The organism is Bifidobacterium biavatii DSM 23969 (assembly GCF_000741165.1).
GTDB lineage: Bacteria > Actinomycetota > Actinomycetes > Actinomycetales > Bifidobacteriaceae > Bifidobacterium > Bifidobacterium biavatii.
The window spans coordinates 217,888-230,918 of sequence record NZ_JGYN01000030.1; the positions used below are offsets into that span (position 1 = coordinate 217,888).

The 13,031-nt window shown below is 64.0% G+C and carries 10 protein-coding genes; 1 reads left to right on the top strand and 9 read right to left on the bottom strand.

Annotation, left to right across the window (positions count from 1 at the left end; translation table 11 throughout):
- Positions 1 to 161: 161 nt before the first annotated feature.
- Together BBIA_RS10410 and BBIA_RS10415 are read right to left on the bottom strand one after the other, a co-directional pair.
- Positions 162 to 1,577, bottom strand: coding sequence for an MFS transporter (locus tag BBIA_RS10410; RefSeq protein ID WP_033492608.1), 1,416 nt, complete (start codon positions 1,575 to 1,577; stop codon positions 162 to 164).
- Between the two features lie 277 nt (positions 1,578 to 1,854).
- Positions 1,855 to 3,855, bottom strand: a complete 2,001-nt coding sequence (locus BBIA_RS10415; RefSeq protein ID WP_033492610.1) for a glycoside hydrolase family 127 protein — start codon at positions 3,853 to 3,855, stop codon at positions 1,855 to 1,857.
- Between the two features lie 285 nt (positions 3,856 to 4,140).
- Between BBIA_RS10415 and BBIA_RS10420 the strand changes: the two genes are divergently transcribed.
- Positions 4,141 to 5,169: a LacI family DNA-binding transcriptional regulator gene (locus tag BBIA_RS10420; protein WP_033492799.1), complete on the top strand. Its 1,029-nt coding sequence runs from the start codon at positions 4,141 to 4,143 to the stop codon at positions 5,167 to 5,169.
- A gap of 9 nt (positions 5,170 to 5,178) precedes the next feature.
- On the opposite strand, the gene BBIA_RS10425 is transcribed toward BBIA_RS10420, so the two are convergent.
- The 7 genes from BBIA_RS10425 to dnaK all read right to left on the bottom strand — a co-directional run bounded on the left by BBIA_RS10425 (position 5,179) and on the right by dnaK (position 12,865).
- Entirely contained in the window at positions 5,179 to 6,828 is a 1,650-nt protein-coding gene (locus tag BBIA_RS10425) for an ABC1 kinase family protein (protein ID WP_152600489.1), read from the bottom strand.
- Between the two features lie 58 nt (positions 6,829 to 6,886).
- On the bottom strand, positions 6,887 to 7,135 hold the full coding sequence (locus tag BBIA_RS10430) for a phasin family protein (protein WP_033492611.1): 249 nt from the start codon (positions 7,133 to 7,135) through the stop codon (positions 6,887 to 6,889).
- Between the two features lie 194 nt (positions 7,136 to 7,329).
- Positions 7,330 to 8,004, bottom strand: a complete 675-nt coding sequence (locus BBIA_RS10435; protein WP_033492614.1) for an HAD family hydrolase — start codon at positions 8,002 to 8,004, stop codon at positions 7,330 to 7,332.
- A 422-nt stretch (positions 8,005 to 8,426) separates the two neighbouring features.
- Positions 8,427 to 8,984 (bottom strand): heat shock protein transcriptional repressor HspR, encoded by a 558-nt coding sequence (locus tag BBIA_RS10440; protein ID WP_033492617.1) that lies wholly within the window; start codon positions 8,982 to 8,984, stop codon positions 8,427 to 8,429.
- A gap of 200 nt (positions 8,985 to 9,184) precedes the next feature.
- Positions 9,185 to 10,198, bottom strand: a complete 1,014-nt coding sequence (locus BBIA_RS10445) for a DnaJ C-terminal domain-containing protein (protein WP_033492619.1) — start codon at positions 10,196 to 10,198, stop codon at positions 9,185 to 9,187.
- A 64-nt stretch (positions 10,199 to 10,262) separates the two neighbouring features.
- Complete coding sequence (gene grpE / locus BBIA_RS10450) at positions 10,263 to 10,976, bottom strand: nucleotide exchange factor GrpE (RefSeq protein WP_033492621.1); 714 nt, start codon at positions 10,974 to 10,976, stop codon at positions 10,263 to 10,265.
- Between the two features lie 11 nt (positions 10,977 to 10,987).
- The gene (gene dnaK / locus BBIA_RS10455) at positions 10,988 to 12,865 is read right to left on the bottom strand and encodes a molecular chaperone DnaK (protein WP_033492623.1); all 1,878 of its coding nucleotides are present in this window, start codon (positions 12,863 to 12,865) and stop codon (positions 10,988 to 10,990) included.
- Positions 12,866 to 13,031 lie beyond the last annotated feature (166 nt).

Below are 13,031 nucleotides of genomic sequence, written 5' to 3' on the forward strand. Positions count from 1 at the left end.
CACCGGATCCCGCGCCGAAGCCCATATCACCGTACAACCCCGCACAGCATTCGCACCCCGCACAACACAAACAAGCGAAGGCCCCTCCCGAACCAACGGGAGGGGCCTTCGCACAGGAGAAAGGAGAAAGAAAGAAGGTACGTTATCGGATCAGCGGGCGATCACCTGCCTTCCGCGGCGAGCGCCTTAGCGTGGCGCTCGGCCAGCTCGGCCTTGATCTGCGGCTCCATCTTTTCGTACTTGCGGTAGAAGCACATGATCACGCCGACGATGATGTAGACAATGACCAGCAGCCAGATGAAGCAGAAGCTGATCGCGTCCTGAGCGGACTGGGACTGCACGTCCTTGGTCGCGTCGTAGCCGGCCGCGCCCATGATTTCGAGCGGCAGGAACGCGCCGAAGCCGGAGCCGACCTGGATGCAGAACGCGGAGCCGACGGCGGTCAGGAAGCCGGCCGCATGCACGCCGGTCTTCCACTCGCCGTAGTCGACGGTGTCGGCAAGCATGCCGAACGGCATACCGATGGCGATGGCCGCGCCGAAGACGCCTATGGTCCAGAAGATGACGAGCAGCGGGACGTTGGTGCCGGCGAGCGGCATGAGGGCCTGGCCGACGCCGCCGATGACGAGGCCGATGATCATGGTCAGGGTCTTGTTCTTGGTCTTGTTGGCGATGATCGGCATGGCGATGGTGCCGAGCAGGCCGAGGACCTGCACGCCGTTGAACAGCGAGGTCAGGTTGCGGTTGTTGAGCACGTACTGCGCGTAGTAGGTGGACACGCCGTTACGGGTGGACTGGGCAACCCAGTAGATCACGAACGCGACGACGAGGATGATCCACGGCCAGTTGCCCTTGGCGGCCTTGAAGGAGTCCTTCAGCGGGATCGGCTTGTTGAGTTCGGGGTGGTAGTTGCGCTCGTTGAGGTTCTTGAAGGAGAACAGGAGCAGTGCGATGGCGATAACGCCCCAGATCGCGGTGACGATCATGAAGCCGGCCTTGTCGCCGCCGCCGACCATGGCACCGAAGACGCCGACCAGCGGGATGGTGAAGGACGAGGTGATGAAGGAGCCGATCTGGCCGCCGGCCATGCGGAAGGAGTTGGCGTTGTTACGCTCGGTCGGGTCGGAGGTGAGGTTCGGCAGGATGGCGGTGATCGGGGTCTGGATGCCGGTGTAGACGGCGCCGGCGGCCAGGATGTAGGTGATCAGCGCGTACGCGAACTTCGGGGCGCCTTCAGGCAGGCTCGGCGCGGTGAACGCGATCCACACGGTGACCGCGAACGGCACGCACAGCCACAGGAACCACGGGCGGGACTGGCCCCACTTGGTGTTGGTGTGGTCGACGATGGAGCCCCACACGATGGCGGAGATCGCGTCGGCGAAGCGGGCGACGAGCAGGATGGTCGCCGCGCCCAGCGCGCCGGCCGCCGGGATGTGGAAGACGTTGGTGTAGAAGTACATGATGTACGACGAAATCGTCACGTACAGCAGGTTGCCGGCCATGTCGGTGAAGGAGTAGGCGATCTTCTCCTTCGTGGAAAGCTTCACTGCGGAAGCGTCCTGAGTTGCAGCACTCATGATTGTTGTTCCTTCTTCGTTGATTGGTGAAAAATGCAAGCCTCTCGGCTCCCCTTGTCAGGACGTTGCCGTGAAGCAAACAGCAGAGCTGTTTGCAGGCAACGTGCGAGCCGACAGGCGAGCCGGTAAAGCGCGGGCTTTAGCCCGTCCGTAATTGCAGGACGAGCTGGCCGCGTAGCGGACTGAGGGGTAGTCGCACCCGATACGTCATGGCGTCAATGCTCCCCCAGTCAGCTTCGCTGACAGCCCCCTCAGCCGAGGTGGCCGAGAGGAAAGATCAGAAGTCCGAGTCGAACCAGACCTGCATCTGGCCGATTTCGCGGTTGGCCCACGCGTAGTACGGGATGAGCTTCAGGTCGTAGGACTTCTCCCCGACCGGATGCTCCTCGACGTCCGCGTACAGCGGGAAGTCCTCGCCGTCGTGCGTGCGCTTGGTGGCCGGGATCGTGATGACCTCCACGCCGTCGAGCTCGCCGAAGTGGTATTCGGCCTTGGCGCGGGATGCGTCGTGGCTGGCGATGTGGTAGTTCCACAGCGGTGCCGTGTTGTCGGTCTCCTCGGCGCAGAACACGATCGGGCCGCGCATCACGGCGATCTTGCCGATGTCGTGGCGGACCAGCGTCTTCGAGCGCATGAACTTGACGGCCATGTCGAGGTCGAGCGTCACGGTCGTCGTCTCGCCGGCGGCCGCGGCGACCGTCACGAATCCGTCGACGACCGGCAGGCGGCGCGCGTCCTCGCCGTTCACGGTCATCTCATGCTTGGAGGCGGACCAGCTCGGGATGCGCACGAGGAACTTCACCGGGTCGACGCCTTCCGGCACGGTCACGGTGAATTCGATGTGGCCGTCCCACGGGAAGTTCGACTTCTGCGAGACCTTCACGCCGTCGAAGAACTCGGCGTCGTTCGCGATGAACTGGTGGGCGACGATCTCGCGGCGGTCCTCGTGCACGGTGTACAGGTAGCGGTCCACAGATGCGATGAGACGGGCAATATTGGCCGGGCAGCAGGCGCAGCCGAACCATTCGGCGCGGTGCATGAGCACGTGGTAGCGGTCGGGGTTGTGCTCGGTGGCCTCCGGGTCGGCCTCGAGCGCGTTCACGTAGTAGAAGTGCTTGCCGTCGAGCGCGATGCCGGCGATAGAGCCGTTGAACAGCTCCTTCTCGAGCACGTCAGCATACTCGCCGCGCGTCTCGAGCTCGAGCATCTGGCGCGCGAGGAAGCTCATGGCGACGGACGCGCAGGTTTCGCCGTACATGGTGTCGCTCGGCAGGTCGTAGTCGTAGGTGAACGCCTCGCCGACGTGCGTGGAGCCGACGCCGCCGGTGATGTACATGCGCTTGGTGACGATGTTGTGCCACAGGCGCTTGGCGGTTTCCTCGAGTTCCTTGTCGCCGGTCAGGCGCGCTACGTGCGCGACGCCGGTGAGCATGTAGCCGACGCGCACGGCGTGGCCTTCGGCGGTCTGCTGCTGGCGGATCGGACGCGCGGTCTGCGTGTACTCGTGCGTCCAGCCGCGCATCTGCGGGAAGATGTCGGTCGAGCCGTCGCCGATCTTCGCGTTCTGCTTGTCGTAGAAGCTCGGATCCTTGCCGCGCACGTCGATGAAGAACTTGGCGAGGTCGAGGTACTGCTGCTTGTGCGTGACCTCGTACAGGCGAGAGAGCGCGAGCTCGATCTCCGGATGGCCGTCGGCACCGGGGATCTTGCCGTCCTCCTCGCCGAAGTTGGCGGCGAGGCAGCCGGCCATCTTTTCGGCGACTTCGAGCGCCTGCTGGTTGCCGGTGACTTCGAAGTACGCGACGGCGGCCTCGATGTAGTGGCCCATCACGTACATTTCGTGGGACTGCTGGATCTGCGTGAAGCGCTCGCGGTTGGCGAACGCGCCCGACTTGATGATGTACGGGGTATCGAGGTAGCCGTCCTCGCGCTGGGCGCGGGCGATCAGGTCGACGAGCTTATCGCAGAGTTCCTTGAGCTGCTCGTCCGGCTCGTAGGCGAGCGCGTACGCGGCTTCCTCGAGCCACTTGTACACATCGGAATCCTGGAAGACGAAGCCCTTGAACTCGCCTTCCTCGTCGCCGGCGGCGATGCGCAGGTTGCGCACGGCGCGGCTGTAGTGGTAGTCGATGTCCTGCTTCGCGCCGGACGGGTCGCGCGGGATGTCGATCTTCTGCTCGTCGTTGATGACGGCCCACTGGTACGGGATCACCTCTTTGGCAACGTTCTCACGGTAACGCTTCCAGAACGGCGAAGTAACCGTGACATGCTGGCTCATGGCTCTTCCTTTCCACACTGATTGGCTGCTGGCTTCGTGTTCTCTTATGCGGAGCGGCGGGACCTGCTGCAATGCGATCGCGTCCCGCGCGACTCCTTGATCGATTGCACAGCAATACTAAAAAACCACTGCTTGACCCGATTCAAGGTCTTGCGAATGCGAAAATTTCGCATACACTTTCGTATCATGGACACCGCGTCAACGCAGCAATCGCAACCGACACGCCGCGCCGCACACACAGCGCCGACCTCGTCGCGAACCACGACCAAACCGACGCTCTCCGACGTGGCACGCATTGCCAACGTATCCATCGCCACCGCGTCAAAAGCGCTCAATCGCACCGACCGCGTCTCCGCAGCCACGCAGCGCGCGGTCATCGACGCGGCCGAGCGTCTCGGCTATCGCACCCCGACCGAACGCGGCCGGCAGCAGCGCCAACGCTCCGGACTCGTCGGCCTCATCACGTCCGACTACAACGGCCGCTTCTCGCTGCCACTGCTCACCGGCGCGGAAAGCACGCTCGGCGCATCGAACCACGCCGCGTTGCTTATGAGCTCGCACGGTCGGCCCGCGCTCGAAAAAAGCCATATCGACCGGCTCGCCGCACACGGCGTGGACGGGCTGATCGTCGTCGGCAACACGACCAACGCGCGCCCGCCGCTCGACCCGCAGACGACGATGGGACTGCCGGTCATCTACACGTACGATCCGTCGCGCGATCCGAACGACTGCAGCATTGTGTGCGACAACGTCGGCGCGGGCGCGCAGGCGATCGAATACCTGCTCAGCCTCGGCCGGCGCTACATCGCGATCATCGCCGGACCGGAGGATTTCCAAGCCGCGAAGGACCGCGCGCGCGGCGCCTGGCAGACGTTCTCGATCTACGATTTCAGCCCGGTCGACGTGCTGTTCGACGCGTGGAGCGAGGAGTGGGGCGAGCGCGCGGCGCGGGTGCTGCTCGACCGGCACCCGCATCTGGACGCGATCTACGCGCTCAGCGACGAAATCGCGCGCGGGGCCGTGCGCGGACTGCTCGCCGCCGGCAAACGCGTGCCACAGGACGTCGCCGTCATCGGCCACGACAACTGGTACGTGTTCGCCGCGAACGCGCACCCGACGCTCACCACGTTCGACAACAACATCGCCATGATCGGCAAGACGGCCGCGCAGTTCCTGCTCGACGCACTGGCCGGACGCCCGCACCACGGCGTCACCACGATCGAATGCCCGATGATCGTGCGCGAGTCCACCGAGGAAGCCCGCCGCACCCCGCTCGAAAGCTCCGGCCGCATCTTCGAGCGCCAGAGCGGCTGAGCCGGCCGCTCACCGCTTCTTCTTGCGGCCCTTGAAGTTGATGTCGAACACGATCCACACGGACAGCACGAACGCGACCACGTAGCCCATGAAACCGACCACCGGAATGCCGAAGATGATCGGCTTCATGCCGGCGAAGTACACGATCGACGAACCGACGAACAGGCCAACCACGATCAGCGCCATCGTCAGGCGGTTCACCATGTCGGAAAGCTTGTTCATCGGCTCCTCCGCGCCGATCAGCTCCACGTTCACGCGCAGCTGGCCACGCGTGAGCATGCGCGCCGCCGTCTTCGACTCGGTGAGCGCGTTGAGCAGGCCGTGCAGCGCCTGATGCCCCTCGATGCCGAGCGTTTCGATCTCGTCGCGCGCCGCCTGCTTGGGCGATTTGCTCGTCGCGATATGCTTCGAAATGATCTCGATCATGTTCACGTCGGGGATGAACTCGTCAAGTAGACCCTCGAGCGTGACGAGCGCGCGGCCGACCGTCGTGACCGTGCTCGGCACTTCGATCCCGTGCCGCTGCGCGAGCTGCGTGAGCGCGGTGATGAATGCGGCGATGTCCAGATCGGACAGGTCGACGTTGCCGTATTCGGCGACGATCGTGTCCAGATCGGCGAGCAGCGCCGGATAGTCGGCCGGATCCGCGTCCGCGCCGGCGAAGCGCAGCAGGCCGTCCGCCAGCGACGGGGAGTCCTGTTTGGCGACGGCGAAGATCATCTGCTTCATGACCGAACGAGTGGTCGAGTTGAGCCGGCCGGTCATGCCGAGATCAAGCAGCACGATCTGCCCGCCCGAAACCATGATGTTGCCGGGGTGCGGGTCGGCGTGGAAAAAACCGACGTCGAGCACCTGCGTCGCGTAGTTGTCGACGAGCTTGGTGCCGATCTCCTTGAGATCGTAGCCGGCCGCGATCAGACGGTCCGGATGGGACACGGAAATGCCCTCGACGTAGTCCATGACGACCACGTGCTCGGTGCACAGGTCCATGTACGGCTTGGGGCAGTCCATGTACTTGTACGGCGCGCAGAACCGCTTGAATTCGGCCAGATTGCGCGCTTCGACGAGAAAGTCCGTCTCCGATTCGAACGTGTCCCACAGTTCCTCGACCACGCCGCCGAGATCGACGACCTGCGCGGTCGATACGACCTTCGTCGCAACCTTGGCGATCGAGCGCATGATCGACACGTCCTGCGCCATCGTCTCGCGCACGCCCGGCCGCTGCACCTTGACCGCAACGTCCTCGCCGGTGACGAGCGTGGCCCGGTGCACCTGCGCGAGCGACGCGGAACCAAGCGGCGTCGCGTCGATGTGCTCGAATATCTCCTCGACCGGACGGCCGTACTCGTGCGACAGCGTTTCCAGCACGGTCTCGTACGGCATCGGGTCGGCGTCGGCGCGCAGCTTCGCCAGCTCGTCGCAGAACGACTGCGGCAGCATTTCGGAGCGCATCGACAGAATCTGGCCGACCTTCACAAAGGTCGGGCCGAGCGCCTCGAGCATGAGGCGCATCTTGACCGGCGTGAGCCCGTGCGCCACGTCGAATTGGCGCGCAATGCCGGCGATTTGGGCGAGACGCTTCGCCTTGCCCCACCGGGTCAGGTGATAGCGCTCGGAAAAAACATCACGACGGGGACCGAACAGGTCGAGGGTTTCCAGACGCTCCCCCGACCATTCGGCTCCCGTGTCCGTGGTGGTGTTGGCCAACTATTCGGCCTTACTCGGCCTTGGCCTCACCGTCGGCGGAACCGGTCGCGGCGGCGTCCTTCTTCTCGGACTCCTCCTTGACTTCGGCCGCCTTGCGCTTGAGCTCGGTGTTCAGCGCCTTGCCCTGTTCGACGGTCAGTTCGCCCTTCTTGACGAGATCGTCAACGATCTCCTGGCTCTTCTCCACCGTGGTGGCAAGGGCGCCGACGCCCGCCAGAAATACCTTGCGCAGGCCGTCGCCCAGATCGAAACCAGCCATGATACGCCTCCCTGTGACGTGGGGTATGTTCCCTACCCAGCCTACTCCCCCGCCGGTAGAAACCAGCGGCAAATCAGCGGCCAAGACACACTTTTAAAGACTTCGACCCCTCGGCTGAGGGGGCTGTCACACGAAGCATGACTGGGAGAGCGTCACACCCGCAACATGTACAACCGGCGTCCGCCGCCGTGGAATCACTCCCCCACGCGCTGGCGCACGTAACCGTCGAGCGTCTCGGCAGTCACGCCCGCGTACGAGCTGATCGACGCGAACTGCGGGCCGTTCGACGTGTCCGTGTTGATGTAGCCGGTCTGCGCGATCAGCGTCGCGCCCGACGCGGCCGCCGACTTGAGGCCGCTCATCGAATCCTCGAGCGCCACGCAGTACTTCATGTCCTCCGGTGCAATGCCCAACAGCTTGGCCGCGGCCAGATACGGTTCCGGGGACGGCTTCTTCTCCACGTCGTCGTCGCCGCAGATAAAGCCCGCGAACGCGCCCTTCGGCGCCTGATCGACCAGCCCCTGCGCCAGGTGACGCGGCGACGTGGTGACCAGAACGGACGGGATGCCGGCCGCGACGAGCGATTCGAGCACGTCGGTCACGCCGTCGATCCACGGCATGTGCGCGGCCTCGGCCTTCGCGACATAGTCGATCATGCCCTTGCCGATCTCCTCGACCGATAGCTGGCAGCCGTGCTCGACCATGCGCTGAGCGACCTGCGGAACCGGAGTGCCAGAGCCGGCCCATGCGAGGTCCAGATCCCAGTAGCCGCCGTGCGCCTTGGCGATCTCCAGTTCACCCTGATGCCAATACGGTTCGGAGTCGATCAGCGTGCCATCCATATCCCAGAACACAGCTTTGAGCAGCATCGTCACATGCCTTTCCGTCAGTTCGGCGACCGGCCCGGCCTGCCGATAACCGGTTTGATATCCGCATCTATCACATCAAACCTTGCGGACGAGCGCACCGCGCACGATGTCGTTTCCGTGCAGCTTTGTTGCAACATCGAACCAGTCAGAACCAGTCATTTTGGAAGTCTTTTCGTAAATCGAGCGGTGAATATGGCAGCCCGCCGAGGGCTTTCTGCACATTGAGCGGCGCCCTGCCCCCGCGTTCGGCCGACAACAGGCGGCAACGGGGTTTATCGAATCGATAATCGACCATTATTGAGGAAAGTTCACCGCTCAATACGAAGAAAAACCGTCGCCGCAACCGCGATTCACCGCTCAATCTGTGATTTGCCTCCAGTGAAAAGAGGCGGCAAGGAGGCGAGAGGCGAGGGGGTGAGGAATCAGTCGCCGAGAAGCACGATTTCGGAGGGGACGAGCTCGGCATCGTCGGCCGGGCCGGCCGTGATCTGCAGCGGTTTGCCGCTGCCGCGACGCCAAATGCGATAGAAGCGCGACTTCGCCTGACGCACCTCGACGACCTCGCCGTCCATGCCGGCCTCGAACACGCTGTCGCCCTCGAGACGACGGCGCAGATGCTTGTTCTGCCGGCGCAGCTGGCGGTTCTCCTCCTGCAGCGAGAGGATGCGCGTGATGCCGGCCAGATTGATGCCTTCCTCCTGGCTCAGCCGCTGCGCCTGCGCAAGCCGGTCGATGTCGCGCAGCGTATACCGGCGAGCACCGCCTTCCGTGCGCTTGGGCACGACCAGGCCAAGCCGATCGTACTGCCGCAACGTCTGCGGGTGGACGCCCGCGAGTTCGGCCGCCTGACCGACGGCGAACACGGGCAGCTCCACATTCAATCCCAGCGAATCCACGGCATCAAGATCGGCCCGGTTGGAGACGAGCGCCGCCGCGCATGCGGCATACGCGCGCTTAACTTCCTGCGCGATTCTTGCCATAGCACTCATCTCCTTGTTCGATTGTTCCCTCAATAAATGTGACCGGGAGCGTGACCGGGAGCAGATGCACCTCTATGACACTCCCCCCACAATCGTTGAAATTCCAAAGGTTTGCACCTTGCGTGACAGGGAGCATACCGCTCCCTGTCACGCTCCACGTCGCACGGGAGCGCCACGAAAGGCGTTCCCTCACGGATGAGTCACCGCTGTTCGGCCAGCTCAGCCGCGAAATCGCCCGACGCTTTGTCGAACTCCTTCGCGGCGTGCTTCAGGCCCAGACCGGGCTTGGCCGGGACGTGAATCTGCACGCGGCCGATCAGGTCGCCGAACGCGTTGCCGTTCTTCACGCCCTTGCCGGCGACGTGCACCTCCGTGCCGCTCGACGAGCCGGCCGGCACCTTGAACGTGACCGGTTCGCCGTCGATATCCTTCATCTCGACCTTCGCGCCGGCCACGGCCTCGCCGACCGTCACCGGCAGGTCCACGATCAGGTCGTGGCCGCTCATCGTGAACTTCGGGTCCTCCGCGACGTTCACGTGCAGGTACAGGTCGCCCGGCTTGCCGCCGTTGCGACCCGGCTTGCCCTTGCCAGCTAGGCGGATCTTCTGACCGTCCTTCACGCCGGCCGGAACATGCGTCTTGAACTTCTTGCCGTCGACGCTCAGGGACACGGTGGCGCCCTTGACGGCCTGGCGGAACGTCAGGCGGATCTTCGACGTGCGGTCCTCGCCGTTCTCCGGTTCGGGAGCCGCCTGATAGTCGGCGTACGGATTACCCTGCGCGTAGCCGCGGCCCGCGCCGGCGCCCGCCGCGCCGCCGAACATGGAGAAGATGTCGTTGAGATTGGTCGGGCCGCCGCCGTTCGTGCTAAAGCGGATGTTGCCGCCGTTGCCGTTGCCGAACATCGAACCGAACACGTCGGAGAAGCCGGACGCGTCGAATCCGCCGTTGCCGGAGCCGCCGGCGAAGCGCGCGCCGCCCATGCCGAACTGGCGGATCGCGTCGTACTTCTGGCGGGTTTCCTTGTTGTTGAGCACGTCGTACGCTTCGGAGATGTCCTTGAACTTCTCCTCGGCTTCCTTGGTCTTGTTCAGATCAGGATGGTATTTGCGGGCCAGCTTGCGGTAGGCCTTGGTGATGTCGGCGTCGCTGGCGTCCTTGGAGACACCAAGGACTTTGTAGAAGTCTTTGCTCAGCCATTCATTCTCAGCCATTCATGTCTCCTTTCAAAGTCTTGATATAAGTCGGCTCCCCGTTTTGCGGGGGAGCCGATATGCATTAGTTCTTGGGGGAGGCGACGACTACGCGGGCGGCGCGGATGACGCGGTCGCCGATGCGGTAGCCGGCTTCCACCACGGTGTCGACGGTGTCCTTGTCGGCCGAATCGTCCGGCTTGTGCAGGATCGCCTCGTGCTTGGTGGGGTCGAACTCCTCGCCCTTTTCGCCGAACTTCTCGACGCCGAACTTCTCGAACGCCTTGTCGATCTTCGCGGCCACGGCCTTGAACGAATCGTCCATCTCACTGTGCTCGCGGATGCGGTCGATGTCGTCGAGGGCCGGCAGCAGCGCGGTCAACACGTCGATGATGCCGTGCTGGCGGAAGCGTTCCTGCTCGCGCTGGGCGCGGTTGCGGTAGTTGACGAACTCGGCGCGCTCGCGCTGGAGCGCCTCGAGGTAGTCGGCGGCTTCCTTCTTGGCCTTGCCAAGCGGGGTGAGTGTATCGTCGGCGGACTTGCCGGCGTCGGCGGAAGCGGCGGAAGCGGCGGAATCCTTGGAATCCTCGGACTTGTCGGTCGACTCCGGCTTCGAAGACTCGGAGGGGGCCGCCTGCTTCGCTTCCTCGGTCGAGGGAGCCGAGGACGGCTGCTCGGCCTTCGCCGAACCCTCCGTCGAGGCGGCCGAGCCGGCCGCGGCGGACTTGGCCGCACCAGCAGCCAAGTCGTCCGCGTCCGGCAGGTCGTTCAGGTAATCGTCCTTGTTGAACTCAGCCATCGGACGGAACCTTACTTGTTGTCCTTGTCGTCGTCATCCACGACTTCGGCGTCCACCACGTCGTCGTCGCCACCGTTGGAGGCGGCGCCCGACGCACCGGCACCGGACGCAGCGCCCGCGGCGCCGGCCGCGCCCTGCTGCGAGTACAGGGCCTCGCCGATCTTCTGCGCGGCGGTCATCAGCTCGCTCTGCGCGGTCTTGATCTTCTCGATGTCCTCACCCTTCAGGGCCTCCTTCAGGGCGTTGACCTTGTCGGTGACCTCCTTGGCGATCTCATCGGAAATCTTGTCCTTGTTGTCGTTGACGAGCTTCTCGGTCTGGTAGGCGAACGCCTCGGCCTGGTTGCGGGTCTCGGCCTCCTCCTTGCGCTTCTTGTCCTCGGCCTCGTGGGCTTCGGCCTCCTTGACCATGCGGTCGATCTCGTCCTTCGGCAGGCCCGAGCCGCCGGTGATGGTCATCGACTGCTCCTTGCCGGTGCCCTTATCCTTGGCAGACACGTGCACGATGCCGTTGGCGTCGATGTCGAAAGTGACCTCGATCTGCGGGACGCCACGCGGCGCCGGTGCGATGCCGGTCAGCTCGAAGGTGCCCAGCGGCTTGTTGTCGCGAGCGAACTCGCGCTCGCCCTGGTAGACCTGGATGAGCACGGACGGCTGGTTGTCCTCGGCCGTGGAGAAGACCTCGGAACGCTTGGTCGGGATGGCGGTGTTGCGGTCGATGAGCTTGGTCATGATGCCGCCCTTGGTCTCAATGCCCAGAGACAGCGGGGTCACATCAATCAGCAGGACGTCCTTACGGTCGCCCTTGATAACGCCGGACTGCACAGCAGCGCCGACGGCCACGACCTCGTCCGGGTTCACGGACTGGTTAGCTTCCTTACCGCCGGTGAGCTCCTTGACGAGCTCCTTGACGGCCGGCATACGAGTAGAACCACCGACGAGCACCACGTGATCGATGTCGGACACGGAGATGTTCGCGTCGCGCAGCACGTTGTTGAACGGCGTGCGGCAGCGGCCGAGCAGGTCGGAGGTCATTTCCTCGAAGTGGGCGCGGGTGAGCGTCTCGTCGAGGTGCACCGGGGTGCCGTCGGGGGTCATGGCCAAGTACTGCATGTTGATGGAGGTCGAGGTGGACGAAGACAGTTCCTTCTTCGCCTGCTCGGAGGCTTCCTTCAGACGCTGCAGCGCGATCTTGTCCTTGCTCAGATCAACGCCGTACTTGTTCTTGACTTCGGAGACCAGCCAGTCGATGATCTTCTGATCCCAATCGTCGCCGCCCAGGTGGTTGTCGCCGTTGGTGGCCTGCACCTGAATGGTGGAGAAGCCGTCGTCGTCCTTGCCGATCTCCAGCAGGGACACGTCGAAGGTGCCACCACCAAGGTCGAAGACCAGGATGCGCTCGTCTTCCTTGCCCTTTTCGAGGCCGTAGGCCAGTGCTGCTGCGGTCGGCTCGTTGATGATACGCAGAACGTTCAGGCCTGCGATCTTGCCGGCGTCCTTAGTGGCCTGACGCTGAGCATCGTTGAAGTATGCCGGGCAGGTGATGACGGCGTCGGTGACGGGCTCGCCGAGGTAGGCCTCGGCGTCCCTCTTCAGCTTCATGAGGATCTGCGCGGAGATCTCCTGCGGGGTCCACTTCTTGCCGTCGATTTCGACGGTCCAGTCGGTGCCCATGTGACGCTTGACGGAGGAGATGGTGCGCTCGACGTTGGTGACGGCCTGACGCTTCGCGACCTCGCCGACGAGGATTTCGCCGGACTTGCTGAACGCCACCACGGACGGCGTGGTGCGCGCGCCTTCCGCGTTGACGATGACGGTCGGCTCGCCGCCTTCAAGCGTGGCGATGCAGGAATTCGTAGTACCCAGATCAATGCCTACTGCACGTCCCATAATGTTGCTCCTTTGTTGAGTTGGTTCGTTGTACGTTTCTTGCTCAAGTCTCGGACCCCGAACCGCCCGCCGGCACTTCCCGGTTGGCCGCCCGGCGCCCTCGTCTCGAGGACGCTCTGTTTTGCTTTCCAAAACTTGAGCCTACACCACTCAACTTTTCGACGCA

Bases quoted from the DNA above. Each gene is read 5' to 3' on its own strand.
- BBIA_RS10430 (WP_033492611.1), bottom strand. From the start codon at position 7,135: ATGGCTGGTTTCGATCTGGGCGACGGCCTGCGCAAGGTATTTCTGGCG.
- dnaK (WP_033492623.1), bottom strand. From the start codon at position 12,865: ATGGGACGTGCAGTAGGCATTGATCTGGGTACTACGAATTCCTGCATC.
- BBIA_RS10435 (WP_033492614.1), bottom strand. From the start codon at position 8,004: ATGCTGCTCAAAGCTGTGTTCTGGGATATGGATGGCACGCTGATCGAC.
- BBIA_RS10410 (WP_033492608.1), bottom strand. From the start codon at position 1,577: ATGAGTGCTGCAACTCAGGACGCTTCCGCAGTGAAGCTTTCCACGAAG.
- BBIA_RS10445 (WP_033492619.1), bottom strand. From the start codon at position 10,198: ATGGCTGAGAATGAATGGCTGAGCAAAGACTTCTACAAAGTCCTTGGT.
- grpE (WP_033492621.1), bottom strand. From the start codon at position 10,976: ATGGCTGAGTTCAACAAGGACGATTACCTGAACGACCTGCCGGACGCG.
- BBIA_RS10415 (WP_033492610.1), bottom strand. From the start codon at position 3,855: ATGAGCCAGCATGTCACGGTTACTTCGCCGTTCTGGAAGCGTTACCGT.
- BBIA_RS10440 (WP_033492617.1), bottom strand. From the start codon at position 8,984: ATGGCAAGAATCGCGCAGGAAGTTAAGCGCGCGTATGCCGCATGCGCG.